The sequence below is a fragment of the Corynebacterium sp. ED61 genome (genome assembly GCF_015233855.1).
Taxonomy (GTDB): domain Bacteria; phylum Actinomycetota; class Actinomycetes; order Mycobacteriales; family Mycobacteriaceae; genus Corynebacterium; species Corynebacterium dentalis.
This window is the reverse complement of record NZ_JADGIT010000005.1, coordinates 151,830-175,731: the sequence shown is the minus strand read 5'-3', so window position 1 is coordinate 175,731 and position 23,902 is coordinate 151,830. Positions and strand designations below refer to the sequence as shown.

General features: G+C 59.8%; 21 protein-coding genes and 1 pseudogene. 8 read left to right on the top strand and 14 right to left on the bottom strand.

Annotation, left to right across the window (positions count from 1 at the left end; genetic code table 11):
* Positions 1-1,167 (bottom strand): DEAD/DEAH box helicase, encoded by a 1,167-nt coding sequence (locus IM764_RS07530; protein ID WP_099298854.1) that lies wholly within the window; start codon positions 1,165-1,167, stop codon positions 1-3.
* 261 nt (positions 1,168-1,428) lie between these two features.
* A complete protein-coding gene (gene gndA / locus IM764_RS07525) occupies positions 1,429-2,907 on the bottom strand; it encodes an NADP-dependent phosphogluconate dehydrogenase (RefSeq protein WP_194187437.1) in 1,479 nt (492 codons plus the stop codon).
* Positions 2,908-2,949: 42 nt separating this feature from the next.
* Here gndA and IM764_RS07520 point away from each other — a divergent pair, with 42 nt between their 5' ends.
* A complete protein-coding gene (locus IM764_RS07520; RefSeq protein ID WP_099298783.1) occupies positions 2,950-3,480 on the top strand; it encodes a PaaI family thioesterase in 531 nt (176 codons plus the stop codon).
* A gap of 96 nt (positions 3,481-3,576) precedes the next feature.
* Here the strand turns inward: IM764_RS07520 and IM764_RS07515 are convergent, their stop codons facing one another.
* Positions 3,577-5,007, bottom strand: coding sequence for an NAD(P)/FAD-dependent oxidoreductase (locus IM764_RS07515; RefSeq protein ID WP_099298782.1), 1,431 nt, complete (start codon positions 5,005-5,007; stop codon positions 3,577-3,579).
* 243 nt (positions 5,008-5,250) lie between these two features.
* Here IM764_RS07515 and IM764_RS07510 point away from each other — a divergent pair, with 243 nt between their 5' ends.
* Positions 5,251-6,540: a class I SAM-dependent methyltransferase gene (locus tag IM764_RS07510; protein WP_194187436.1), complete on the top strand. Its 1,290-nt coding sequence runs from the start codon at positions 5,251-5,253 to the stop codon at positions 6,538-6,540.
* A 15-nt stretch (positions 6,541-6,555) separates the two neighbouring features.
* Here the strand turns inward: IM764_RS07510 and IM764_RS07505 are convergent, their stop codons facing one another.
* Positions 6,556-6,693, bottom strand: a complete 138-nt coding sequence (locus IM764_RS07505; RefSeq protein WP_370551570.1) for a DUF2200 family protein — start codon at positions 6,691-6,693, stop codon at positions 6,556-6,558.
* A 223-nt stretch (positions 6,694-6,916) separates the two neighbouring features.
* Here IM764_RS07505 and IM764_RS07500 point away from each other — a divergent pair, with 223 nt between their 5' ends.
* Together IM764_RS07500 and IM764_RS07495 are read left to right on the top strand one after the other, a co-directional pair.
* On the top strand, positions 6,917-8,659 hold the full coding sequence (locus IM764_RS07500) for an FAD-binding dehydrogenase (RefSeq protein ID WP_268803749.1): 1,743 nt from the start codon (positions 6,917-6,919) through the stop codon (positions 8,657-8,659).
* 10 nt (positions 8,660-8,669) lie between these two features.
* On the top strand, positions 8,670-10,085 hold the full coding sequence (locus IM764_RS07495; RefSeq protein ID WP_228073526.1) for an amidase family protein: 1,416 nt from the start codon (positions 8,670-8,672) through the stop codon (positions 10,083-10,085).
* Between the two features lie 42 nt (positions 10,086-10,127).
* Here the strand turns inward: IM764_RS07495 and IM764_RS07490 are convergent, their stop codons facing one another.
* Positions 10,128-11,180, bottom strand: a complete 1,053-nt coding sequence (locus IM764_RS07490; RefSeq protein ID WP_194187435.1) for an App1 family protein — start codon at positions 11,178-11,180, stop codon at positions 10,128-10,130.
* 214 nt (positions 11,181-11,394) lie between these two features.
* On the opposite strand from IM764_RS07490, the gene IM764_RS07485 reads away from it, so the two are divergent.
* Positions 11,395-12,681 carry a hypothetical protein gene (locus IM764_RS07485; protein WP_370551569.1) on the top strand — a complete coding sequence of 429 codons (1,287 nt, stop codon included), beginning with the start codon at positions 11,395-11,397 and terminating at the stop codon, positions 12,679-12,681.
* A gap of 385 nt (positions 12,682-13,066) precedes the next feature.
* Here the strand turns inward: IM764_RS07485 and IM764_RS07480 are convergent, their stop codons facing one another.
* Positions 13,067-14,647 (bottom strand): cytochrome b/b6 domain-containing protein, encoded by a 1,581-nt coding sequence (locus IM764_RS07480; RefSeq protein WP_194187434.1) that lies wholly within the window; start codon positions 14,645-14,647, stop codon positions 13,067-13,069.
* A gap of 716 nt (positions 14,648-15,363) precedes the next feature.
* Between IM764_RS07480 and IM764_RS07475 the strand changes: the two are divergent.
* Positions 15,364-16,069 (top strand): annotated as a pseudogene (locus IM764_RS07475) (type 1 glutamine amidotransferase domain-containing protein).
* Between the two features lie 82 nt (positions 16,070-16,151).
* Here IM764_RS07475 and mgtE read toward each other — a convergent pair.
* From mgtE to IM764_RS07455, 4 genes are all read right to left on the bottom strand, one after another.
* On the bottom strand, positions 16,152-17,552 hold the full coding sequence (gene mgtE / locus IM764_RS07470; RefSeq protein WP_099298776.1) for a magnesium transporter: 1,401 nt from the start codon (positions 17,550-17,552) through the stop codon (positions 16,152-16,154).
* Positions 17,552-17,734, bottom strand: coding sequence for a hypothetical protein (locus tag IM764_RS07465; protein ID WP_099298775.1), 183 nt, complete (start codon positions 17,732-17,734; stop codon positions 17,552-17,554). Before IM764_RS07465 ends, mgtE begins: the two co-directional genes overlap by 1 nt.
* Before the next feature lie 91 nt (positions 17,735-17,825).
* Entirely contained in the window at positions 17,826-18,524 is a 699-nt protein-coding gene (locus tag IM764_RS07460) for a YceI family protein (RefSeq protein ID WP_194187433.1), read from the bottom strand.
* Between the two features lie 90 nt (positions 18,525-18,614).
* Positions 18,615-18,965, bottom strand: coding sequence for a hypothetical protein (locus IM764_RS07455; RefSeq protein ID WP_099298773.1), 351 nt, complete (start codon positions 18,963-18,965; stop codon positions 18,615-18,617).
* A gap of 138 nt (positions 18,966-19,103) precedes the next feature.
* On the opposite strand from IM764_RS07455, the gene IM764_RS07450 reads away from it, so the two are divergent.
* Complete coding sequence (locus IM764_RS07450; protein ID WP_099298772.1) at positions 19,104-19,481, top strand: RNA polymerase-binding protein RbpA; 378 nt, start codon at positions 19,104-19,106, stop codon at positions 19,479-19,481.
* 95 nt (positions 19,482-19,576) lie between these two features.
* Here IM764_RS07450 and IM764_RS07445 read toward each other — a convergent pair whose 3' ends face one another.
* The 3 genes from IM764_RS07445 to IM764_RS07435 are packed head-to-tail and all read right to left on the bottom strand — an operon-like array spanning position 19,577 to position 22,631.
* Complete coding sequence (locus IM764_RS07445; RefSeq protein WP_099298771.1) at positions 19,577-20,374, bottom strand: polyprenol monophosphomannose synthase; 798 nt, start codon at positions 20,372-20,374, stop codon at positions 19,577-19,579.
* A gap of 56 nt (positions 20,375-20,430) precedes the next feature.
* Positions 20,431-22,056 carry an apolipoprotein N-acyltransferase gene (gene lnt / locus IM764_RS07440; RefSeq protein ID WP_194187463.1) on the bottom strand — a complete coding sequence of 542 codons (1,626 nt, stop codon included), beginning with the start codon at positions 22,054-22,056 and terminating at the stop codon, positions 20,431-20,433.
* A 32-nt stretch (positions 22,057-22,088) separates the two neighbouring features.
* Complete coding sequence (locus IM764_RS07435; RefSeq protein ID WP_194187432.1) at positions 22,089-22,631, bottom strand: FxsA family protein; 543 nt, start codon at positions 22,629-22,631, stop codon at positions 22,089-22,091.
* A 145-nt stretch (positions 22,632-22,776) separates the two neighbouring features.
* Between IM764_RS07435 and IM764_RS07430 the strand changes: the two genes are divergently transcribed.
* A complete protein-coding gene (locus IM764_RS07430; protein WP_194187431.1) occupies positions 22,777-23,106 on the top strand; it encodes a hypothetical protein in 330 nt (109 codons plus the stop codon).
* Here the strand turns inward: IM764_RS07430 and IM764_RS07425 are convergent.
* Entirely contained in the window at positions 23,103-23,867 is a 765-nt protein-coding gene (locus IM764_RS07425; RefSeq protein WP_194187462.1) for an SDR family NAD(P)-dependent oxidoreductase, read from the bottom strand. The genes IM764_RS07430 and IM764_RS07425 overlap by 4 nt on opposite strands.
* Positions 23,868-23,902 lie beyond the last annotated feature (35 nt).

The window sequence follows — 23,902 nt, the reverse complement described above, 5'->3', positions numbered from 1 at the left end:
CTAGGCACGTCCCTTCTGGATCTTCAGCATGTCAATCAATGCGCTGGTCTTCAGCTCCGTGGCTGTGACACCCGCCTTCTTCAGCAATGCTCGCGCATCGTCGATGGCATCAGCAAAGCACAGGGTTACGACAGTGCCGGAGGTTCCAGCGCGCGCCGTGCGACCTGCGCGGTGAACGTAGGCCTTGTGTTCAGCGGGCACGTCTACGTGAACCACCAGATCCACGCCGGAAATATCGATACCGCGGGCGGCAATATCGGTGGCTACCAGCACACTGGTATCTCCGGAGGTGAAGCTATCGATGGCGGCGGTTCGGGAGTTCTGCCCCTTGTTGCCATGCAGCGCTACCGCGCGTACTCCGGCCTTGACTAGCTTTTTCGCAAACCGGTCCGCGCCGTGCTTGGTGCGGACAAACATGATGGTCTTGGTGGATTGCTTACCGATAGCCACCACTAGTTGGTTGCGCGATGGGCCATCGGCAACCGGGGTGAGGTAGTGGTCCATGGAATCCACCCGCACCTGCGCCTCACCCGTGGAGTGGGTCACGGGATTGTTCATGTACTTATCCACCAGGATCTGCACATCGCCATCGAGGGTGGCGCTGAACAGCAGGTGTTGAGCGGTACGAGGCACGCGGTTGAGCAGCTTCTTGACCTGCGGAAGAAAGCCCATGTCCGCCATCTGATCCGCTTCATCGAGCGCCACAATCTGCACGTCAGCAAAGGAAATTTCCTTCTGATCCAACAGGTCTTGGGCACGGCCTGGGGTAGCCACCAAGATGTCTACGGGACGAGCCAGTGCACGGATGTTGTGGGAGATCTTCACTCCGCCCACAACCTCCAGCACACGCTGGCCAGCCGAAGCAGCGATCGGCTCCAAACGGGCACGAATCTGTGCGGCTAGTTCACGGGTCGGCGCCAGAATCAGGGCCCGGGGTGCCTTGGGCTTGGATGCACCCTGCATCAGCGAAGCGATAATCGGCAGACCAAACGTAAACGTCTTTCCAGAACCAGTCGGTCCGCGCCCCAGAATGTCTTGGCCGCCCAATGCCTGCGGAATGGCCTTGGCCTGGATAGGGAAGGGATGCTCGATGCCTTCCTGACGCAAGGCTCTGACCAGCTCCAATGGAAGACCTAAGTCCGCGAAAGTAGTGGAGGTATCCGCCATCACCGAAGGAGCAGCGGCAGGGGCTGGCGCAGACTTTTGCGCCGCGGGCGAGTGGTGAGATGCGCGCTGTTGCCGTTGCGGGCGAGCGCATTGATCCGCGGAACGCTCACCGCGACGCTTCTGTGACTTGCCCTTGCCTTGGCCCTGTGAGGAGCTGGCGTTCGGGCGAGCATTGCGTCGGGAAGAAGAACGGGAAGAATCAGAAACCACGCGGCTACCGCGTCGAACGACCCGGCGCCGCTTGGAAGAGCCAGAAGTCACTTAGGCTTGAACCTCATTTCGGTCGGCTGACCAGAGAGTATGGAATGCGCCCTCGCGGTCGATGCGACCGTAAGTGTGGGCGCCGAAGAAATCGCGCTGACCCTGGATCAGGGCGGCGGGGAGACGATCGGCGCGTAGTGCGTCGTAGTAAGAAAGAGAAGAAGCGAACACAGGAACCGGCAGGCCCTGCAACGTAGCTGTGACAACGATACGGCGCCAAGAATCAATCAGATCCTGCAGCTCGCCATTGAAGTAATCATCCAGCAGCAGGGAAGGCAGCTGCGAATCCTTTTCATAGGCCTCGCGAACACTGTTTAAGAAACGCGCGCGAATGATGCAACCACCGCGCCAGATGGTGGCCATGTCCTTCGGATCAACATTCCAGTCATACTCCTTGGAGCCTGCCTGGATCTGATCGAAGCCCTGCGCGTACGCCACCAACTTGGACGCGTAGAGAGCGCGGCGGACGTCCTCGATGAAACTCTCGCGATCCTCGGGGGCGATGCCCTCTGCCAAAGAACCGGACGGAAGCTTTTCCTGCGCGGCCGCGCGCTGATCGCGAGCAGAAGACAGCGCGCGGGCAAATACAGCCTCTCCGATACCGGTGACAGGAATACCCAGATCCAGCGCGGACTTGACGGTCCACCGGCCGGTGCCCTTCTGACCAGCGGAATCCACGATGATGTCCACCAATGCCTTGCCGGTCTCCGCATCCACCTGTGCCAGCACCTCAGCGGTGATCTCAATCAGGTAACTTTCCAGCGCGCCCTTATTCCACTCACGGAACACCTCGGCAATTTCTGCAGGCTCCATGCCAGCGGAGTAACGCAGCAGGTGGTAGGCCTCGCCGATGACCTGCATGTCCGCGTACTCGATGCCGTTGTGCACCATCTTCACGAAGTGGCCGGCGCCATCTGGGCCAATGTGGGTGCAGCACGGCACGCCATCTACCTGCGCGGAAATGGACTCCAGCAGTGGGCCCAAAGACTCATAGGACTCCTTCGGGCCGCCAGGCATGATTGCCGGACCGTTCAGAGCGCCCTCCTCGCCGCCGGAGATGCCCGCACCGACGAACATCAGGTTGCGCTCAGACATCTCCTTTTCGCGGCGGATCGTGTCCGTGTACAGGGCGTTTCCGCCGTCGATGATGATATCGCCCTCATCCATCGCGTCAGCCAGCTGGTTGATCACGGCATCGGTACCCGCACCGGCGGCCACCATGATCAGAGCGCGACGGGGACGCTCCAACGAGGCCACGAAATCCTCGATGGTCGCGGATGACACGAAGTTGCCGGTATCCCCGAATTCCTCCATGAATGCCTCGGTCTTGGCGGTGGTGCGGTTGTACACCGCCACCGTGTGGCCGTGGTTCGCAAAGTTCCGGGCGATGTTGGAGCCCATGACGGCCAGCCCAACAACTCCGATCTGAGCGGAACCTGCAGCGGACGCAGTACCGAAAGTGGCAGAAGAATTAGTCATGGTTATACATACTAGCGACCCAAACTCCGATACGGTGAGCCCATGAACGATAACTCGCATGCAGATGTCAGCAAGGACGCCAAGCGCGCCGCTCTGCTCAAGTTCCAGCAGCTTTCGGAAATTGCGGCGCAGCAGGATTTGGATGACTCTCAAATCGCGCAATTCAACAAGGCCAATCGTTTCGATACGAACTTTGACGTGGTCATGGGATCGCAATACATCGAGGTTGGGCCACGGAAGGTCGCTCTGCGCGTGGAGATCACCGCCGAGCACTTGCAGCCGTGGGGGATTACTCACGGTGGTTTGTTGGCCGCGCTGGCGGAGTCCGCAGGTTCTGTGGCTTCGTACCTGGCCGCTGGTGCGGAGCCTGCGGTGATGGGCACCAGCAATCACACGGACTTCCTGCGTCCTTCTGTCAAGGGTGATGTGATTGTGTCGACGGCAACCCCGGAACACCTGGGCAGGAGCACCCATTTGTGGCGTATTGAGCACAAGAATGAGGCGACGGGCAAGTTGGTGGCCTTGACTCAATTGAAAACCGCGGTGGTTCCGAACCTGAAGCCTAAGCGCTAGCGCTGGTTGCATTTTTCTGCGTCGAATACGCCAAAGGCGCCCTCATGCTGAACGCATGGAGGGCGCCTCAGTTCTTCAGAGAGGGCGAACCGAGGATTAGTCGGATACGGCGCGGGTATCGCGGCCTTCGCCGAAACGGAGGTTGTCGCGAACCTCGATGGAGCGGATGCCCTCGTTGTCTTCCATCTCGCGCAGCTTGCGCAGCGCGTTGCGTGCGTGCAGCTGCTGGCGAGTGGCAGTCAGCTGCCAACGGCGACGGGACACGGAGTTCAAGCCCCAGCTGAATGCGGCAACGGCGCGGTTGCGGAATCCCACCATGTACAGCAGGTGCAGAACCAGCCACATCAGCCAGCCCAGGAAGCCGGAAACCTCGGCCTTGTTCATCTTCACCACTGCGTTGAAGCGGGAGACGATGGCCATGGAGCCCTTGTCGAAGTAGTCGAATGGAGGGCGAGAAGATGGGGAGGTGCGGTTTTCCACCTGGTCGATGATGGTGCGCGCAGCGTACTGACCACCCTGCATTGCCACCTGCGCCACACCTGGGAGGCGGTTCAGGTTGATCATGTCTCCGATCATGAAGACATTGCGGTGCTCGCCGACAGTGAGGTCGTCATTGACGGACACGCGACCCGCACGGTCTACCTCGACACCAGCCTGATCGGCGACGTGCTTGCCCAGTGGGGAAGCGGCCACGCCGGCGGACCAGATCTTGCAGTATGCGGGAACGAAGGACTCTTCTGAGGTCTTCATATCCTTCAGGGTCACGCCTTCCTTGGTCACATTGGTGACCAAGGAGTTGGGGATGACATCCACATTGAGCTTTTCCAGGATGCGAGCAGCCTTACGGCCCAAACGCTTGCCGAATGGCATGAGAACGTGCGGTCCACCATCAACCAGCAGGATGCGGGTGTTCTTGGTGTTGATTTCGCGGAACTCGTCGCGCAGAGTGCGGTGAGCCATCTCGGCCAGCTGTCCAGCCAGCTCCACGCCAGTCGGACCTGCACCAACGACGACAAAGGTAAGCAGGCGCTTGCGCTCTTCAGGGTCATCCGTGATCTCTGCGCGCTCGAAAGCGCCAGTGACGCGGGCGCGGATTTCTAGTGCGTCGTCAATGGACTTCATGCCCGGCGCGAACTCGGCGAAGTGCTCATTACCGAAGTAGGACTGCGAAGCGCCAGCGGCGACGATGAGGCTGTCGTATTCCAGGACCTCGTCCTTGCCACCGAGGTCGGCGGTGACAGTCTGTCCTTCCAGGTTCACGTCGCGAACTTCGCCCTTGACGACGCGGACGTTGTCCTGATCAGCCAAGATCTGGCGGATCGAAGGAGCAATCTCGCCCTCGGAGAGGATTCCGGTTGCTACTTGGTACAGCAGCGGCTGAAAGAGGTGGTGGTTGGTGCGGTCAACGATGGTGACGGAGACGTCAGAATCTTTGAACTTCTTTGCTGCGAACAGGCCACCAAAACCCGCTCCGATGATTACGACGTGGTGGCGACCACCTTGCGGGCGATACGGGGTTTTCGACATGCGGAGTTGCTCCTCCAAAATTGCTCACTGTGTTTTGTTTATTGACAAGCGTTCATAAACCTCTGATGTGAGGATCTTCGTCCTATGATAAGCGCCACACGGACAAAGATTCATGTCACGAGGGGGTTAAATGCCTTGACCGTTACCCCGTAGGCACTTAATTGCAGGAAATCGGTTGTGTCGAACGAGGAAAATGTTGGTTTCCTAGTAACTTCGGGGGGACTAGGAGGTGCGCAAACAACCGTGGAACAGTACATCGATGAGCAACGTTGGCCGAATGTGGTTCGGCCACCGCAGGCTCGGTTTCAAGGCTTGCGTGCCCGCGATGTGACAGACCGCCTCGAGGCGCTGCTGGAATCCAAAGACATCGCTCTAGATACCAGCAGCGTGCCGAACATGGTGGTGCGCGATGGCCAAGTTATCGATCGCATCGTCGCAGAGGGTTGGCTAGGCCTCGCAGAAGGCTACTTGGCCGGGGAATGGGATGCCGAGCCGCTGCCGGATGTGCTTAACGTGCTGCTCTCCCACGAATGGGAGAAGAAGTCCGGGAAGCTCATGGGATCCTTAGGGTCCAAATCCCAGCGCAATTTCGGCACGGTCCGGCCCGGCGAACTTCCAGAAGGGCTGGTGGAACTGTACGCAGGATCCACTCGAGCCACGGGCAGCGCGCTATTTTCTGCTGCTTCGCGCTCCTCTGCCACAGAGATGGTGGATGTCCAGACAGGATCCTCCAAGCGCTCCACAACTCAATGGCCCATTGACGTGACCTGGTACGGCACTCCGGAATCGGTGGAACGGCTCGATCTCGATGACGCTCAAGTACGACGTATCGAGGCGATGCTGGACGAGGCCGGAGTGGGCCCAGGGGACAGGGTGCTGGAACTTCCCAGCTCCGGTGGTCAGCTGGCCGTTGAAGCCGCACTCCGCGGTGCAAGTGTGGACGTTCTGACCAGCGACGAAGACCACGTGGAACCCGTTGAAGCCCGGGTGCGTGCCGCTGGCGTGGCAGGTGCCGTGCGAGTTATCACCATCGACGGCCCCATTCCGTCTCCTCGGCAATGGTCGGGGACTTATGACGCCATCTTTTCCGTCGAAAGAATGGAAACGTTGGGCCCAGGCGGCATGCGTCACTTCTTGCGGACAATCGATCGCATGTTGGCTGCAGGCGGGCGCGCTGTGGTGCAGACGTGCGTGGCAACGGATGCAATGCGTGAGACCAGTAAGGAAGCTCTCGACGTGATGCGGGCGTACGTCTGGCCCGCGCTGGGATACTCCACCGTCTCAGACATTCGCAATGCCACCGCCAAGCACACCAGCTTGAGCATCAGTGCAGAAAGCCACTTGGGATCGCATCTTGCCGCCACGATCCCTCTGTGGCGCGCGAATTTCGCGGCTAGGGAACGGCAGGCTGCTGCGGCTGGTTTTGATCCCGTGTTCCGCCGCTTGTGGGAATACCAGCTCGCGCTGCACCAGTGCCTCGCGGAAGCTGGCGAACTAGATTGCGTGCAGTTCGTTTTCCGTCCTCGCAGCTAAAAACCTGCTGCAGGATTAATCGCGCAGAACCTTTTTCGGACCCGCGGAGTCATATCCCGTTAGCCATTCAATGATGCGGTCAACCTCTTGCTTCGTGCGCTGCTTGCGCTCTGCTTTGGCCACGTAGTGGGGATACACATCGGCCACTGCCATCGCGAAAATCTTGTGCTCAGCCAGGCACCTCATAATGCATAGTCGTGGAACTTCTGGTGAAAAGCGAAAAATTCCCCGAACTTGCAGCGATGGGTTCGCCAACAAAATAAGATCTCACGCACAGCGTGCCCTGTTTCAGCCGTGGCATTGTCAGAGAAGTAGAAGTATATGTGCAGCCCGCACATCCCGAGCTCGAAAAGTATGGAAAAGAGGCGCATCGGCCGTGAGTTTTCGCCCTACCGCGTACACATCAGAGTCCCCGAACTATACCGAGCCGAACGACGGCGCAGAGACCGAAAGCCAAGTCATCATCGTTGGTGGTGGCCTGGCAGGAATGGTCGCCGCCTATGAAGCCGTGCGCAGCGGTTTGCGTGTGACGGTGGTGGAGCAGGAGGGTCGGCAAAACCTCGGCGCGCAGGCGTTTTGGTCCTTGGGTGGCCTGTTCTACGTGGATAGCCCCGAACAGCGCCTCATGGGAGTCAAGGACAGCGAAGAGCTGGCGTGGCGCGATTGGGAAAACTCGGCACAGTTCGACGATGCGGAAAACGACTACTGGCCGCGCCGGTGGGGCCGCGAGTACGTGCGTTTCGCAGCCCAGGAAAAGCGTGACTACCTCAAGGGGCTGGGCCTGAACGTCTTGCCCACTGTAGGTTGGGCCGAGCGCGGGTCCGGCGACGCTTCCGGTCACGGCAACTCCGTTCCCCGCTTCCACCTCACGTGGGGCACCGGTCCCGAGGTGGTGCGAGTGTTTCGGGAGCCATTGGAGAAGTTCGAGTCCGAAGGCAAGGTCACCTTCCTTTTCCGGCACCAAGTCGATGAACTAATCACAGAAGGCACCCCGGAAGGACCCCGTGTCGTGGGTGTGCGCGGCAGCGTTCTGGCCGAGGACTGCCAAGAGCGAGGAGTTGCCTCCAACCGCGAGGTCACGGGTGAATTCGAACTGCGCGGGCAGGCCGTGGTGGTCACTTCGGGCGGCATCGGCGGAAATTTGGACTTGGTGCGGAAGGCATGGCCAGTCGGGCGTTGGGGAGAGGCACCCAAGGACTTGGTTTGCGGCGTTCCCGCACACGTGGATGGTCGCATGATCCAGATTTCCAAAGATGCGGGTGCTCGCCTGACTAATACGGACCGGATGTGGGCCTACCCAGAAGGCATGATGAACTGGGATCCGATCTGGCCTCAGCACGGCATTCGCATCATCCCCGGGCCGTCATCCATGTGGTTCGACGCAGAGGGTAATCGCCTGCCGAACACAATCATTCCTGGTGGAGACAACCTGGCTGGCGTCGAGCAGATTGGGCGAACGGGGCACGGTTACTCCTGGTTCGTGCTCAACAAGGCGATCGCAGACAAGGAGTTCATCTTCTCCGGTTCCGAACAGAACCCGGACCTGACCATCAAGAAGGTCAAGAACCTGCTGAGCAAGGTGGGACCGGGCACCCATCCGGCGATTCAGGCATTCATGGACAACGGTGAGGACTGGGTCATCGCGGACAACCTGGGTGAGCTGGTCAAGGGCATGAACGAGGTCACCGGAGAGGATGCGCCGCAGATCGATGTGGCTCGCCTGCGCAAGCAGATCGAGGATCGCGACAGCCAGGTGGACAACAAGTTCGGCAAGGACTATCAGGTCAACTACATCCGCACGGCTCGCGGTTACTTGGGCGACAAGATTGTGCGCTGCGCGGCCCCGCACAAGTTGCTGGATGAGGATCAGGGCCCGCTGATCGCGGTGCGTCTGCGCATGCTGACGCGCAAGACGCTGGGCGGTATCGAAACGGATCTGTCCGGCCGTGCGCTGCGCTCCGATGGTTCTGTTCTGCCCGGCCTATTCGCTGCTGGCGAGGTCTCCGGATTCGGTGGTGGTGGCATGCACGGCAAGAATGCGCTGGAGGGCACGTTCTTGGGCGGCTGTATCCACTCCGGCAAGCGGGTTGGAGAAAACCTGCAGTACTTCGTGGATTAGCAGAGTAGCTATGGCACAGGGAGAGTCGGGCATGCATCCATCGACGTGGCAGCAATTCGGGGTTCGCGAGTGGCGACAATCCGTGCTGAAACATCCCGGTTCAGGAGCTCGAGAGGGCGTGGAAGCGTGCCTGTCACGGATCGCGGAGCTCAACCCCACGCTCAACGCGATCCACGTCCTGCTGGATGACGAAGCGCTTCGTACCGCCGATGAGCTGGATCAGCTGGCACTACAGCCTGACTTTCAACCCGGACTCCTCCACGGTGTGCCCATCCTCATCAAGGACGAGATCGACGTGGCCGGAACGCCAACCACCTTCGGCACTGCGGGCAACCCCACCCCGAAAGCGCGCGATTCCCTGCTGGTCAAGCGCTTGCGGGAGGCCGGGGCGATCATCCTCGGCAAGACCCTGATGCCTGCGTTTGGCGCCTTTCCCTTCACGGAGTCCGACGCTTTTGGAATCACCCGGAACCCGTGGGATCCGTCTCGTACACCAGGAGGTTCCTCGGGTGGCTCTGCGGTTGCAGTGGCTGCGCGTATGGTGCCTGCGGCCATCGGCGGCGACGGTGGCGGCTCGATCCGCATTCCGTCCTCGCACTGCGGCACCGTTGGTCTGAAGCCCTGCCGCGGATCGGTCCCCACCGACCCGTATGCAGATTTGTGGATGGAGCTGGGCACCTCCGGGCCGATCGCGCGCTCCGTGGAGTGTTGTTCCCTCATTTTCGACGCCATCGCCACTGATCACACCCGCGATTCTCTCCTCACCAAGAGGGTTGGGCCCCGAAAGCTCGTCATCGGGGTGAACACCACGCCCGCGACTCCCGGTATCAAAGTCCATGATGATCACCTTCGCGCCGTGGCTTATGCCGTGCACAGGCTGCGGGCAAAAGGGCACGAGGTGCGCGAGGTGGATTTTAAACGTCCAGACCCCACCTTGGCATTTGTCACCCAGTTCTACGGTGGAATTCGGGAGGAGATCGCCGGGCTGGAATTCCCTGAGCGGATCGAACCGCGCCACAAGCGCACCAAACTACTGGGCGCGTGGGCCCGGTTCAAGCTCAAGGAATGGGCACGCGAGTACTCGCGGACGTTCGGAGAGACAATGACGCAGAAGCTGGAAGGATTCGACGCTCTGCTGACTCCGACTGTTGCCGATCGCCCGGCGCGCGCGGGCGCGTACCTGAAGACGGGAAGCCTGCGCACCCAGTTGGCCTCGCTGTCGTCCACCGCGTTCGCCGCAGAGTGGAACGTGTCTGGTCATGCAGCAATCTCGCTGCCTGGAGGTATGGGCAGCGACGGGCTGCCCGTCGGCGTTCAGCTGGTGGGTCCACGAGGAGAAGCGGATCTGCTGCAGGTGGCGCAGATTCTGGATTCGGCGATGCTCTACGACGATGCGATTCCGCACTTCCAATGTCCTAGCGCGTAGAAGCTAGCAAGCCTTCAGCGGAAAAACCAGGGGAGAAGTGGGCTAGGAGGAGAGGTTGGCGTCGGAAGAAAAGGCGTGAGGCAGCACACCCGGACGAATCTCATCCATCGCCACCCACTGCTTGCGCAAATCAAAACCATCCGCGCCGGCGATCGTCGGCACCATGCCGCGGTGCAACACCTCACCCAAAGGAGCGGCCGTTCCGTGCGCCAAAACGTGCTCACTTGGAGAGAGCTGACGAATAGCCAGCGCGGCCACCCGATCCGGGTGCTCCTCGGCGAAATTGCCGTAAATAAACGGATCGTGCTGCCCATCATCGCCCACCAGAATCCACGTGATATTTGGGAAATCAATCACCAAATTACGCAGCTGCACGCGCTTATGCTCCTGACCAGAGCGGAACATACTCGTCTGCGAAGGTCCCCAGTCCGTGAGCAACATCGGCCCCTTGGGCAAAGCGTGCTTGGCAATGAAATTCACCAAAGAATGAAACGTATTCCATGCGCCCGTGGAGAGATAGAAGAAAGGAATTTCCGGGTGCTCGTCGAGAATCGTCTCATAAAATTCCGTCATGCCTGGCACCGGCTTACGCGCATTGGTGCGGACAAACCACGAGTTATACGCCGCGGTCACGGCGCGGGGGAGCATCGTGACCAGGATCGTGTCATCGATATCTGAGACCACACCGAACCGCGTGCCCGGTTCCAAGATCAGCACCTCGGCATCCACGGGCTCGGCGCCCTCAGCCTCGATCCGCACCGTCTGCCAGCCGGGTTCCAAGCCGTGGTTCTTCACCGGGAAATCCACGTAGCCGCCACTGTTGGTATGAGTATTAACGGTCTCGTTACCAGCCTGAATGGTCACGGGATGATCGCCAACTTGGATGGTGAAGAACTGGCGGAACCCGCGGCGCGGCAGGATATTCTCGCGATCCGGGGCCTTCATCATGACGCGGGCGAAAACGCGAACCTTGTCCACATCGCCGTAGCCGTAGTAACCCGCGAGGCTGGGATGCCACCCCGCCCGCTCGGTATAGCTGATACCAGCGCTATTGATGCGTTTTTCCACGGCGCGCGCGAAGTCAGAGATGGCCATGAACAAGATATTAGGGCAACTCGGGAATTGGCGCGGGAGGGGAGCATGCGTGGAAGCAGCAATGGGGCTGGCTGCAGGATCGCTAATAGTGAGTGACTAGCCAGTGAGCCTTATCGGAAGAATTCAGGCCAGTGCTATAACATGCACGACTGGAGAAAAATAGACAAGGTTTCATAACTAAGTTTCATAACTCATAGGAAATGGAGACTTCGTAGTGTCGTTCGTACGCTCGATGAAAATCGCCTTGGCATTCGTGGGCCTGTTGGTAGGCGCCGGATTTGCCACAGGTAAGGAAGTCATTCAGTACTTTGTATCATTCGGCTATTTGGGAATCGCCGGCGCAGTGATCGCTGGCATCGTGATGGCCGGAGCAGGCGCCGTCATCTTGCAGCTGGGCAGTTACTTCCTGGCTCGTGAGCACAAGTTCGTGTTCAACAACCTGACGCACCCCATCGTGTCCAAGTTCTTGGACTTCGCCGTCACCTTTACCATGTTCACCGTCGGTGTGGTGATGATCGCCGGTGCAGGTTCAACGCTGGACCAGCAGTTCGGATGGCCGGCATGGATCGGCTCGCTGGTCATGGTGGGCATCGTGATGTTCACCGGCCTGATGGATGTGGACAAGGTGTCCAGCATCATCTCTTTCATCACGCCGTTCATCATCATCGCTGTCATCGGTGCATTTATCTACTCGCTGGTGAACTTCCCAGCTGACTTGGGGTCCCTGAGCGAGTTGGCTCAGCAGCAAGAGTCTCCGGTTAAGCCATGGATTCTGTCCGCGTTGAACTACAACGGTCTGGCGCTGGTCCTGGGCGTGTCCATGTGCTTGGTTATCGGTGGTAGCACCGCAAACCCACGCGAGGTGGGCTTGGGTGGCCTCATGGGTGGCCTGCTCTACACAGTCATGCTGTTGATGTCCGCTGTGACTTTGCTGCTGAACATGGACAAGGTTGAAGGCTCTGACGTGCCAATGCTGTCCATGTTTGACACGATCCACCCGATCCTGGCAAGCATCATGGTGTGGGTCATCTACGGGTTGATCTACAACACGTGCATCGGCATGTTCTACGCTCTGGGCCGTCGTCTGACTGCCAAAAGCCCGGGCAAGTACGCGCCGGTCTTCCTGGTCACCTGTGTGGTGGGCTTCGGTATCAGCTTCGTGGGATTCGAGGCTCTGATGACCTACGTCTACCCAGTGATTGGTTACGTGGGCATCCTGACCATCGGCGTGTTGGTGGCGTGGTGGATCAAGAACCGCGAAATGATCAAGAAGGAAGGTCTGCTGCGCGAGGAGATCCACTCCCTCGTGGAAAAGCGTGAGAATCCTGAAGAGGACTTCACCGAGGAGGATCACAAGACCCTATCCTCCAAGCTGGAGGAGTCCGATATGGACAACACCGGCGAGGTCATTGAGGCTGAGGTGTGCGACGATGATTCCAGCGAAGAAGACGAAGATTCTTCGTCCGACGCCAACTCCGACGCCGCTAAGACTTCTTACTAGCTGCAGCGCTAGTCAGCGCTAGCTTGTGCAGGGCCTGGGCTCCGATCCTTTATCGGAGCCCAGGCCCTTTTTGTTTATGCCGGTGCCGGGTTGGGCCGGTGCCTGCTCAGGTGACTGTTTGGATGGGCGCCTGCTTGGTCCGGTGCCCCATTGGCCTGGTGCCTGCTAGTTTTGGCGCCTTCTCTGGGCTGCATATGCACAATGATCCCCCGGAAGTGCCACCCAGTTTGCATTTTCCCAGGTCGCGGAAAGCGTCGTGGCACTTCCGGGGGATCGTTGTGCTAAGCGGGGACAACGGTGGGAGAGGCGGGGGAGTTTGGCGTCGGGCAAAAGAAAATGCCCACCGCCATGAAGCGATGGGCATCTAGCCGGACTCGATCAGAGCTTAACGAGGGCTGACGGTACCGAACTTGGAAGCAACAGGGGCGATCAGCAGTGGACGTGTTGCGAACAGCGCGCCGATGGTGATCAACAGAGCGCCGACGGCCCACAGGAAGCCACCCCAGCCCTCAGCCGGAGTGCCAGCGAACATGTGGTTCAGGTTTTTCAGCATGCCGGTGGTAACAACCAAGAAAACGTGACCGATGATGAAGACAACGAAGAACAGCATGGTGGGGAAGTGGATCTTACGAGCCAGTGGAGCTGGGTAGATCTTGTTCAGCTTGTCTGCCTTCTTTGGCCACCACTCGCTCATACGCAGGCCGGTGATGATCGCCAGAGGAGCGGCGATGAACACGACGATGCCGTAGGTGAGCTGCTGCAAGCTGTTGTAGTTAACCCAGCCGTTCTCCGCTGGCCAATCCATGGATGCGTACTGCAGTGCCGCGGACAGAGCGTTCGGGAAGACTTCCCAGCTGGTAGGGATGATGCGTGCCCAGTGGCCGCTGACGAAGAGCATCACGATGAATAGCACGCCGTTGACGATCCACAGGATATCCAAGGAGGTGTGTAGCCAGAGGTTGATGCTGATCTTCTTGCCGCCCTTCTTTGGCTGCCACACAGCCGGTGGCTTCTGCTGCTGACGCACGCGCAGACCGGACTGGATGATCAGGGCCATGAAGAAGAAGTTCAAGAAGTGGGTCCAGCGTGCCCACCAAGGGAAACCGGGCTCCACGAAGTCAGGCAAGTGGTACTCGCCTGGGTACTTGTCCATCCAGCTGGACACGGAGTCCAGGCCGGTGAGCCAGCGAGCGCCGAAGATGACGATGGCCGCGAGGACCACGACACCGGCGATGGTGATGCCAGCGATCTTGCCCCATTGGCCGAGGGTACGATCGCCAATGACAACTGGCTCGCGCTTCTTCTTCGGCTTTTCCTTTGGCTTGTTCTGGGCGGCCTGCTGAACAGGAGCCTTGCCACCTGCAGCGGGAGCGCCAGCCGCTGGAGCGCCTGGTGCGGATGGAGCAGAAGGAGCGCCTGCAGCTGGGGCGCCGGGAGCGCCCGGAGCAGAAGGTGCACCTGGGGCAGAAGGAGCCTTAGGGGCACCGGGAGCACCCGGTGCGGAAGGGGCGCCTGCAGCTGGGGCGGGCGGAGCGCCCGGTGCGCCAGGAGCAGATGGAGCACCCGGTGCGGACGGTGCCTTTGGCGCAGCCGGAGCAGAAGGAGCTCCAGGAGCGGATGCTCCCTCGGAAGCCGCTGGTGCAGACGGTGCAGAAGCAGCCGGGGCAGCAGGTGCACCAGGAGCTCCCGGTGCACCTGGAGCGCTTGGGGCGCTTGGGGCGCCAAGCTTCAGCGGGCCACCGCCATTGGTGGCCGCAGCGGTAGGTGCTTCCGCTGCGGACTCGTTAGTAGTGGACTCAGCGGCAGGCGCTTGAGGAGCCTCAGGGGCCTGAGCGGCCTCAGCTGGCTCGGGGTTACTAGGTGCCGGGGCATTGGCCGCCGGTGCTGGCGCCGATGGCGCACCCGGCGCCTGGGCGACTGCCGGGTTCAGCTTGAGTGGCTGACCCTTGGCATCATCGTTGGACATATGTAGTCTCCTGCAGATTGAGGCTCGTCATAGCTCTGGTTATATAACCTTAGCCCATATAATTTACATCACTCAAAGAGTGTAGTTGAGCATTCGCCACACCTTGAAGTTGCCTTGAGTTCGCCCGCAATGCGAAAGCCCAGGGCAGGCCTTCAAAAGCTAAAGTGTCATAATGTATATTATCGGCTATTTGTGACCTTAGGTGGAGAAAGTGGTGCACAGTGAGTTGCTTGGCGTTTCTGCCGTGTGGCGGATGCGCCTTATGTCCGGTTCGGCGACATTGGGCATGCTCACTACTGTGTGCCCTGAGCACCACCTGGCTTCTCTATCGACTTGTCGATGATCTAAGACGCACTACGTATTTCCGGCCACTCAAACTACTTAACGGTCAAACAGATCGAGATTCTCTCTAGAGCTCACTGTGGAAATCTGCCCACCTGGCTCAAAGCTCAACTGAGATGAGCCTGGCGTTGAAAATGGAAAGCCGCCCGGGAGGCCACCGGGCGCTGATATTGGCCACCAGCCTCCCTATTTGCGTGGCCAATTGCTCACCTTAGTTTCGTCACGTGTGACGAAACGACGTCCGTATTCGGGGCGAGCAATCGACCATCCCATAGCTTTCCATCACGCGTGTATAAATGGTTGGTGGTCGGCGAACCACCGAGCTACACACCGTTCACCACAAGAACCCACAAACATTCAAGGAGCTTCTCACCATGACGAAAATCTTGATCGCACTCACCGCCGCCGATCACTGGACCCTCAAGGATGGCACCGAGCATCCCACCGGTTTCTGGGCGGAGGAATTTGTGGTTCCTCATGATATTTTTTTCCGACGCAGGATATGAGATCACCATCGCTACACCTGGTGGCAAAACTCCTGTCGTGGATCAGCTGAGCTTGAAGGTTTCCGGTGGCGTACTTCCATCCACGGCGAAGAAGATGAAGGAACGGCTCGAAGAACTCAAGCCAGCCTTAGAAAATGCCGCTGACCTGCATGAATTGAGTGCAGATGACTTTGACGGGGTGTTTTACCCAGGTGGACACGGACCGATGGAAGACCTCTCCGTAGATAAGGCTTCTGGCAAGATTCTCATTGACCAGCTCGCTTCAGGTGGCCAGCTGGGACTTCTGTGCCATTCCCCTGCGGCACTGCTAGCAACAGTCGATGAGCAGGGCAATACCCCGTTCGCCGGACGCAAGGTTACCGGCCTGTCGAACGTCGAAGAGCGCATCAACCCGTTCGGATGGAAGGCCAAGTGGTACCTCGAAGACAAACTGAAGGAAGCCGGTCTTTCCTACAGCAAGGGATTCCCGCTGCGTTCCAACGTGGTTCAGGACGGAAACCTCTACACGGGCCAGAATCCGCAATCCTCCAAGGAATTAGCTGAGTTAATGGTTGCTACCCGCAACCTTGGCTAATTAGCTCTGTTTCATAAAACGCCGCGCGCTGAACAATTCCGGAGACTTCAGCGACCCCTGCTAGCCACTACCCTGTCGCCTACTACCCCGTCGCCGCGGCGATCTGATCCGCCATGATCGTCCCGGCGACCGTGAAGTAAATAACCAGGCCGGTGGCATCCACCAAAGTAGACACGACTGGCGTCGAAAAGACCGCGGGATCTACGCCCAACTTCCGTGCCAACAACGGCAACACGCCGCCCACGATGCATGCCCAGGTACAAATGGCCACGATGGTGATGGAGATTGTGGAAGCCACTGGCAGGGCATAGATCCAGAAAATGACCGGAAAAATCACCACGCCAAGGAACATTCCCAGGAGGAAGCCCACGCGGATTTCGCGCCAAATCACCCGTGCCACGTCGCTGGGCCGTACCTCGTTGACGGCCAGTGCGCGCACCACCGAACTAGCAGCCTGAGCGCCAGCGTTGCCGCCCGTACCGATGATCATCGGCACGAACACGCTCAAAACCACCACCGCCTCCAGCGTGGATTCGAAAAACTCCATCACATTGATGGTCAGAAAAGCCGCGAGAATCAGCAGTACTAACCACGTGCCGCGCTTCCTCGCCAGCGTGAGCACCGTTGCCTTCAGGTACGGCTCCTTCAGCGGCTCCGAACCGCCGGAACGGTACGCATCCTCGGTGGCCTCGAACTCCAGGACCTCCATGGCATCGTCGACGGTGATCAAGCCCAGAATCCGCTCTTCGTCGTCTACCACCGGCAGCGCCAGCAAGTCAGCTTCCTGCATCAGGCGTGCCGCGACCTCCTGGTCCTCGGATGCCTTGACCTGGAATTTCTCCCGGTGCATGATCTGCTCGATCTGCGTTCCCGTGGGAGCCGCAACCACTGCGGACAGTGACACCGTGCCCAACAGACGGCGAGAATTATCCGCCACCGGAACCACCGCGATATCGGAATCGATCACCGTGGAATCGTGATGGTCATCCGCCGAAGATTGCGCCTGTGCGTTGCGCTGAATCTTGTCAAGCGCTTCTTCTCGGGTCGCAGCTGGGGCGAGAACTGTTGGCGTCGGAACCATAAGACGCCCCGCCGACTCCGCAGGGTAACCCAACAAATCCGAAACGAAACTCCGCTCGCTGGCGGGCAGACCCTCCATGAGACGCGCCGCGACTTTGGCCGGAATCTCATCCAGCAACTCCGCCTGATCATCTGGCGCCAGTGACCGCAACATGCTCGCCGTCTCCCCCTCCACCAGGCCAGAGAGCAACTCCGCCTGCACCGGAGGGTCCATGTATTCAAAGACGTGCAGCGCCCGATCCTTCGGCAGCACACGGAACGCAACCGCCATCTGCGCGGGCGTGAGGCGGTGCAGTTCCTCGGCGATAATCACCGAGGGCTTGCCGTCCAGCCAGTCGCGGACCTCGTCCATCTTTTCCGTTTCGACGACAGACTTCAGCGGTTTCTGAGCAGCCGGGCTCATTACTGGTTATCCCTCTGGTGGGTGGTCCACAGCTGGAAGACGGTCACCGCGAGAAACAGACCACACACTGCGGCAAACAGGTAGTTCACCCAGTTGCTAGCGGTGATCAGCAGAAATCCGATGAAAAACGCGAGCACCACGCTACGCATGATGCGGGAATAGAAAACCATTTGCGGGGACATAGATCTAGCTTAAACGCCCGTCACTGCGGCGGGTGGGAAGGCTGGCTATCTGCGGAGATTGGGGGCGTGAACGACCGCGTAAATTGCTGCGCTAGCCGCGCTTCTGGAAGACCAAGAGGAGATCGATGGTGCCCTCATCGTCGATGACAGCGGCCACGAATTCCCCGGCTTCGATATCGAAGTCGCTGCGCTTGACCGGGACATTGCCCTCGATGATCACGCTCTCCGCGGTGCGCAGGGCGGTGAGCTCGGTGGTGATTTCTTTGGTTTTGCCGTGCAGCGTGAGGTCTCCTGTGACTTTCACGGTGCCGACGGTGCCGTCGCTAGGCAGGTGGGACAAGTCCGCTGGTTTGGTGACGGTGAACTCGGCGGTTGGGTAGGAATCAGTGTGCAGGATGTCCCGGCGGACGTTGACATCGCGGCGCTGGTTGTCCGAGCTGATATCGCCCACGTCTACCTTGACCGTGCCCTCCACCAGCGTGTCATTTTCTACGCGCAGCTCGCCATGCACGCTTTCGCCATCGTGGTTGTCTGCGCGGCCGGAGGTGGTCTTGTCTTCCGCAGGGAGTTTCTCGAAGAAGGTATATCCCGCCTGCGTGCTGTTGGAACCGTAGCCCTCTACCGTGAACCAGGTGCCATCCATGCCGATGCTGGCTGGCTCGCCACCGTTGGCCAGGTTTGCGGTCTGCAGGCCCTTATCGTTGAGCACGCGGTACGCGAGCGGACCGAAGGCGAAAAGCAGACTGGCAATGATGCCGATGACACCGAGCGTGATGATTCCCTTACGCATAAATATCAGCCTAGCCCTCCGTCGCAGATTCTCTAACCCGGCAGTGTATGCGGTGCGGAGTGTGGCTGAGCGCTGCGAACGGTCAGTGAATCATTCCGCTTGGCCACGTAGCTTCTCGATGCGCCGGGCGATGTCCACCAGCTCTGTGGCCAGCTCGGATATCGAGGCTGCATCCTCGCCTTCCGAAACGGCAGTCTGGATATCTTCCGCAGCGCATCGGAGCTCGAAGAGTTCGTCCAAAAGTTGGTTCGCGGAGCTGGCGGAGTAAATCACGGCATCGGCGGGAATGCCCGTTCCGGTCAAGTTTTTCCGCTGTTCGTAGGCGCGCTGTTTGCACGATGGCGAGCAGTACTTCCGTGGCCTACCCGTGCCGCTTTCTCCCAGCTCGCGGCCGCACCAGTGGCAATGCTGTGGGCGGGTGCGGGAAGTAGCGGAGCTCATGGGAACAAATCCTAGTGCTGGTTCGTTGAGTTCATGGTGACCGAATCCTCCTTGAGGCATCTATCCCTACAGTTTCCGGGTAAGATGAAGTGGTTTACGGTCAGATTGTGAATAATCTATTTGAGGAGTGAGGCATAAATGGCAGATCGCGTATTGCGTGGCAGCCGAATGGGCGCGGTTTCTTATGAGACGGATCGCGACCATGACCTGGCACCTCGCCGCATGGTGAAGTACCAAACCGATAGCGGTGAGGTCTTTGAGGTGCCGTTTGCCGACGATGCAGAAATCCCTAACGAGTGGATGTGCAAGAACGGCCAGCCGGGCACTCTCATGGAGGGCGATGGACAGGAGTCCAAGCCGGTAAAGCCTCCCCGCACCCACTGGGACATGCTGCGTGAGCGTCGCTCCCTCGAAGAGCTGGACGTGCTGCTGGAAGAGCGCGTGGAGTTGCTCCGCAAGCGCCGTCGCAATGCCGTGAAGCTCATGAAGGAGCAGGAAGCAGCCAAGAACGCCTAAAGCCTTAGGCGTTGCAGGTTCGCTGACAAGCACGAAGGCCGGGCACCACGAATAAACGTGGCGGCCGGCCTTTCGCATGGCCGTAGCGCGAAAAGCTACTTGGTGAACATATTCTTCACGGTGCCCGTGCCAATACGGGAGAACTCCGTCACCAAGTTCTTCACCTGGTCATAGCGGTGAGCCACTCCCCACTTAGTGACCTGCAACATTGCCTCGGTGACAATGTTGCCGCTCATCTTGGACTCGCCCAGCTCACGCTCGGTGAAGGTGATAGGAACCTCGCGCACGTCGAAGCCCAGCTCCACAGCGCGGAAAGCCAAGTCCACCTGGAAGACGTAGCCCGCGACACCCAAAGTGTCCAGATCAATCTCTTCCAGTACATCGCGGCGGTACGCGCGGTAGCCACCGGTGATATCGGACAACCCGGCGCCCAGCGCCAGCGAGGAGTAGATGTTGCCACCGCGGGACAGAAGCTGGCGGCTAACTGGCCAGTTCACGGTCTTGCCGCCACGCACGTAGCGGGAACCCAGAACCATCTCAGCGCCGTTATCGATGCGGTCCAGAAGCAGATGGAGCTGCTCGGGCGCGTGGGAGCCGTCGGCATCCATTTCACAAAGGATTTCGTAGTCGCGCTCCAAGCCCCACTTGAAGCCAGCAACATAGGCGCCTGCCAGGCCACCCTTGCCTTCGCGGTGCATGACATGGATGCGGTCGTCGTTGGCCGCCAGTTCCTCGGCCTTGTCTCCGGTGCCGTCCGGGCTGGAATCGTCGACCACCAGCACGTTGACGCGCTCTGGCTCTGCGGTGAGCAGGCGGTCGATGATGAGAGGCAGATTCTCGAGTTCGTTGAACGTCGGAATGATAACCAGCGTCTTTTCGCTGAGTTTCGCCATGTCTATGTGCAACCTTTCTTAGCGGGTGTGATGACCCAATACCGTAACGATACTAATTACTTCTTCCGGGTTGTGCGCTGACGGACACCCGAATTGGCCTTCTTGTTCTTATTGTTTTTCTTAGCGGGCACATTTCTTCCCGACGTCACTTCCCGCGGACGCGCCATTATGCCCACCAGAACACAGAGCAGACCAGCTGCTGCGAGCACCCATTCCACCCAGGGGCCGATGCGAGCAGACACAGTGAGGTTCTGGTGAAGCGGGAGCTCCGCGCTGAGCGAATCTGCTTCGAAGATGTGCGTCTGCTGGCCGACGGATCCGTCCGGCTGCACTATCGCGGAGACACCGGAAGTCGCGGCTACCACGAGTGAGCGATCGTATTCGATGGCTCGCATCCGGCTCATCGCCAGTTGCTGGTAGGTCATGTCCGTAAAACCGAAGGTCGCGTTGTTGGTGGGAGTGGTCAGCAATTGAGCGCCATCGCGCACGGAGGTGCGGAACGCATCGTCGAAGCTGATCTCGTAACAGGTGGCGATGCCCACGGGTATATCGCCGCCGTGTGCCTGCTCGGAGGTGGTCTGCACGTGTACCAGACCGTTGCCCTGCCCCGGCTGGAAGTTTCCAGCGCGATCCACCAGCGGGGTGATCTTGCGGAGCAGATCCCGCAGCGGCATGTATTCACCGAAGGGCTGCAGGAAGCGCTTATCGTGAGTGTCCATCGGTCCCTGTCCCGTCCACACCACCATGCGGTTGTGCTCTGGGGTAACTGTTCCCAACAAGATTGGCGCATGGATCGCGGCTACCGCGTCACCGATGATCTGGGCAGCATCCTGGCTGGTGATGGGATTCACGTCAGAGGCGTTTTCCGGCCAGATCACGATGTCTGGCTGGGGCTGCTCTCCCCTTTCCACCGCTTCCGCCAGCTTGTGTGTCTGGCGCGCATGATTATCCAGAACGGCCCGGTGTTGGGAAGCGAAATCCAGGCCCAACCGAGGAACATTGCCTTGGATGGCGGCCACGCGCACAGTGGGAGTTTTGCCCCCGTTTTCATCCCAAGGATTAATCTGTGCGGTCTGGCTGAGCACCAATCCCACAGCCACGGTCACGATAAGCGTGATCGCGGAAGGCAGCAGCAAAGAGGCCTGCTGAACAGGGCGGAGTTGGCGTCGGAAAAAAGGAAAACGACCAGCCACAACGGTCCAGAACAACCATGCCAGCGCTGCGCCAGAAAGTACCGTCACGAAGGTGACCAACGCGGGGCCACCGAGGCGAATCCACCAGGCCAAAGGACCGCCGATCTGCCCCCATGCCAACCGGGCCCAGGGAAACCCGCCGAAAGGCCAGGCAGCGCGCAGCAACTCCGTGGCCACGAACCACGCGGCGGTGGCAATACCCGAGACGACGATGTTGGTCGTCGTGGTACCGAGGGCCGGCGAGCGGTACAAGTAGCGCAGGCCCACGCCAAAAGCCAGCGAATATAGCGACTGAACCGCAGCCAAAGCGATCCATGCATACCAGCCCACGAACTCGCCAACCCAGGGCAAAAGCAGGAGGTAGAGAACCAGACCTTGCAGCCACGCAGCGAAGATAGCGTTACGCGGCGTGACCGCGCCGAAGAACAGCGCCATACCCAAAGGAGCAGCCCACCACAGGCCGGTGGGCTGGAAAGACGCGAAAAGCATGAGGCCGGAAAATCCGGCCAGGAGCAGACGAATCACTGGTGCGTTCCGCCGTTGTTGTGGGGATCCTCAGGGGACTCGGGACGGTGGGACTCGCCCTCGCGGTGATCGATGACCTCTCCCCAACCTTGCGGCTGTGAGGAACGCTGTTCGCGACGGTCCGCCTTGCTTCCCGGGCGGGCCACGCCATAAACACTGGTGAAAGTGGAATCCGCGAAACGGGCCAACGCAGCTCGGGCGCCGGCGCCAATGCCCTTGCGGATCAGCGCGCGGGTGGGCGGCAGCAGGAAGAAAATGCCTGCCAGGGAGCTCACCACGCCGGGCACCGCGACCAGCAGAGAACCGACGAACGTCAGGGCGAGGTCGCCGGTCAAGCGGCCCGGATGACCACCTTCTGGGTGCTCCGCCTGCTGCGTGGCGCGTTGAGTGAGTGCGCGGAACTGCCAGCTAGCGATGGCCAGACCCGCCACGAACAGACCGATGATGGCCAGCAATGCCCAGCCGAAGCCGATCCACATCCCGAGCAGGATAAATGCGATGACCTCAACGATGAGGTAGGCCGCCGCGAACAATGGCATGGTGCGAACTCCTAAAAGCTTTAAGGGGGTGATGCTTCCACACTAGTCTGCGCCACTTCCTTTGAAATGCCGACGGGGGCGCGCTAGGTTAGACGAAGCTTCTATAACAAAATAATAACGAACTTTAGAGAATGGATTTTTCAGGATGCGCACTCGCAAAAACGCACTGGTAGCAGCCACCGTCGCGGCACTGTCCTTCACCGTAGTCGCTCCCGCCCAGGCGGAGCAGGTCACCGCGTACGCAGCGGAGGCCGATGCGGCAGATGGATCCACTGACCCGGGCCTTGAAGGCAGCAGTGAGGGTGACACTGAGGGATCTTGGTTCTTCGAAAAGTCTGAGGGGGAAGGCTTCGAAAGCTACTCCCCAGCTGAGAAGGCCGCCGTGATCATCTTCGGCGGAATCGCTGCAGCTACCGCAGGAGCGTTCCTCTACGGCGTACTGCGCACCCTGATTTACAACATCGCCGGCGTTTAACGCGGCGCGCGCCGCCACAACCAGCGCGGCACGATCTGCATCACTGCGGCCAGCTGCCGCAAAGTGCCTGGGATCCACACGTCCTGGGCGCTTTCGCTATTAATGGCATCCACCGTGGCTCGCGCCACCTTGATCGGAGTGGTCGAAAGCGGTGCCGGATCCATCCCCTCGGTCATTCTGCCGATGACAAAACCTGGGCGGACTACCAGCAATCGCACACCGGTGCCCACCAACGCATCCTGCATTCCCTGGCAGAAGCCGTCCAGCCCTGCCTTAGCGGAACCATAAACATAGTTGGGGCGGCGAACTCGTGCCCCGGCGATGGAAGAAAACGCCACCACCGTGCCACGCCTCCGCTGCTTCATGTGGTGCGTCAGCTCCGTCAGCAGCACCGCCTGCGCAGTGAAGTCCGTGTGCAGAATCTTGTGCACCTCTTCCCCACTGCGCTCAGCTTTTTCTTGATCCCCAAGTACGCCGAACATCGCTAGGGCCGTATCAATCTTTCCCTCGGCTTCAATTTCTTCGATGATCTCGGCGTGGGTGTGGGTAGAGGTGGCGTCGAAGAACACATAACGAACATCCACCGCACCCGCGCTACGAAGACGCGACGCCTGGGACTTCAGGTCCTCCAAGCGACGACCAGCCAGCACCAGGCGGTTGCCGGGCGCGAGCAGCTGGGCGATCTCGGCACCGATCTCGCTGTTCGCACCGAAGATGGCGATGGTGCGAGGGCCGCGTGAGCCGGACGTGGCGGAGTTGATTGCGGAGGGATTGGGTTCAGCAATGCGATCATTCA

Excerpts from the sequence above, each read along its gene's own strand:
- IM764_RS07460 (WP_194187433.1), bottom strand. The coding sequence starts at position 18,524 with ATGCGTAAGGGAATCATCACGCTCGGTGTCATCGGCATCATTGCCAGT.
- IM764_RS07430 (WP_194187431.1), top strand. The coding sequence starts at position 22,777 with ATGCGCACTCGCAAAAACGCACTGGTAGCAGCCACCGTCGCGGCACTG.
- IM764_RS07505 (WP_370551570.1), bottom strand. The coding sequence starts at position 6,693 with ATGGCAGTGGCCGATGTGTATCCCCACTACGTGGCCAAAGCAGAGCGC.
- lnt (WP_194187463.1), bottom strand. The coding sequence starts at position 22,056 with ATGCTTTTCGCGTCTTTCCAGCCCACCGGCCTGTGGTGGGCTGCTCCT.
- IM764_RS07530 (WP_099298854.1), bottom strand. The coding sequence starts at position 1,167 with ATGGCGGATACCTCCACTACTTTCGCGGACTTAGGTCTTCCATTGGAG.
- IM764_RS07455 (WP_099298773.1), bottom strand. The coding sequence starts at position 18,965 with ATGAGCTCCGCTACTTCCCGCACCCGCCCACAGCATTGCCACTGGTGC.
- IM764_RS07435 (WP_194187432.1), bottom strand. The coding sequence starts at position 22,631 with ATGCCATTGTTCGCGGCGGCCTACCTCATCGTTGAGGTCATCGCATTT.
- mgtE (WP_099298776.1), bottom strand. The coding sequence starts at position 17,552 with ATGAGCCCGGCTGCTCAGAAACCGCTGAAGTCTGTCGTCGAAACGGAA.
- IM764_RS07465 (WP_099298775.1), bottom strand. The coding sequence starts at position 17,734 with ATGTCCCCGCAAATGGTTTTCTATTCCCGCATCATGCGTAGCGTGGTG.
- IM764_RS07445 (WP_099298771.1), bottom strand. The coding sequence starts at position 20,374 with ATGGCGAAACTCAGCGAAAAGACGCTGGTTATCATTCCGACGTTCAAC.
- IM764_RS07515 (WP_099298782.1), bottom strand. The coding sequence starts at position 5,007 with ATGTCGAAAACCCCGTATCGCCCGCAAGGTGGTCGCCACCACGTCGTA.
- IM764_RS07480 (WP_194187434.1), bottom strand. The coding sequence starts at position 14,647 with ATGTCCAACGATGATGCCAAGGGTCAGCCACTCAAGCTGAACCCGGCA.
- IM764_RS07495 (WP_228073526.1), top strand. The coding sequence starts at position 8,670 with ATGGCACAGGGAGAGTCGGGCATGCATCCATCGACGTGGCAGCAATTC.
- IM764_RS07520 (WP_099298783.1), top strand. The coding sequence starts at position 2,950 with ATGAACGATAACTCGCATGCAGATGTCAGCAAGGACGCCAAGCGCGCC.
- IM764_RS07450 (WP_099298772.1), top strand. The coding sequence starts at position 19,104 with ATGGCAGATCGCGTATTGCGTGGCAGCCGAATGGGCGCGGTTTCTTAT.
- gndA (WP_194187437.1), bottom strand. The coding sequence starts at position 2,907 with ATGACTAATTCTTCTGCCACTTTCGGTACTGCGTCCGCTGCAGGTTCC.
- IM764_RS07490 (WP_194187435.1), bottom strand. The coding sequence starts at position 11,180 with ATGGCCATCTCTGACTTCGCGCGCGCCGTGGAAAAACGCATCAATAGC.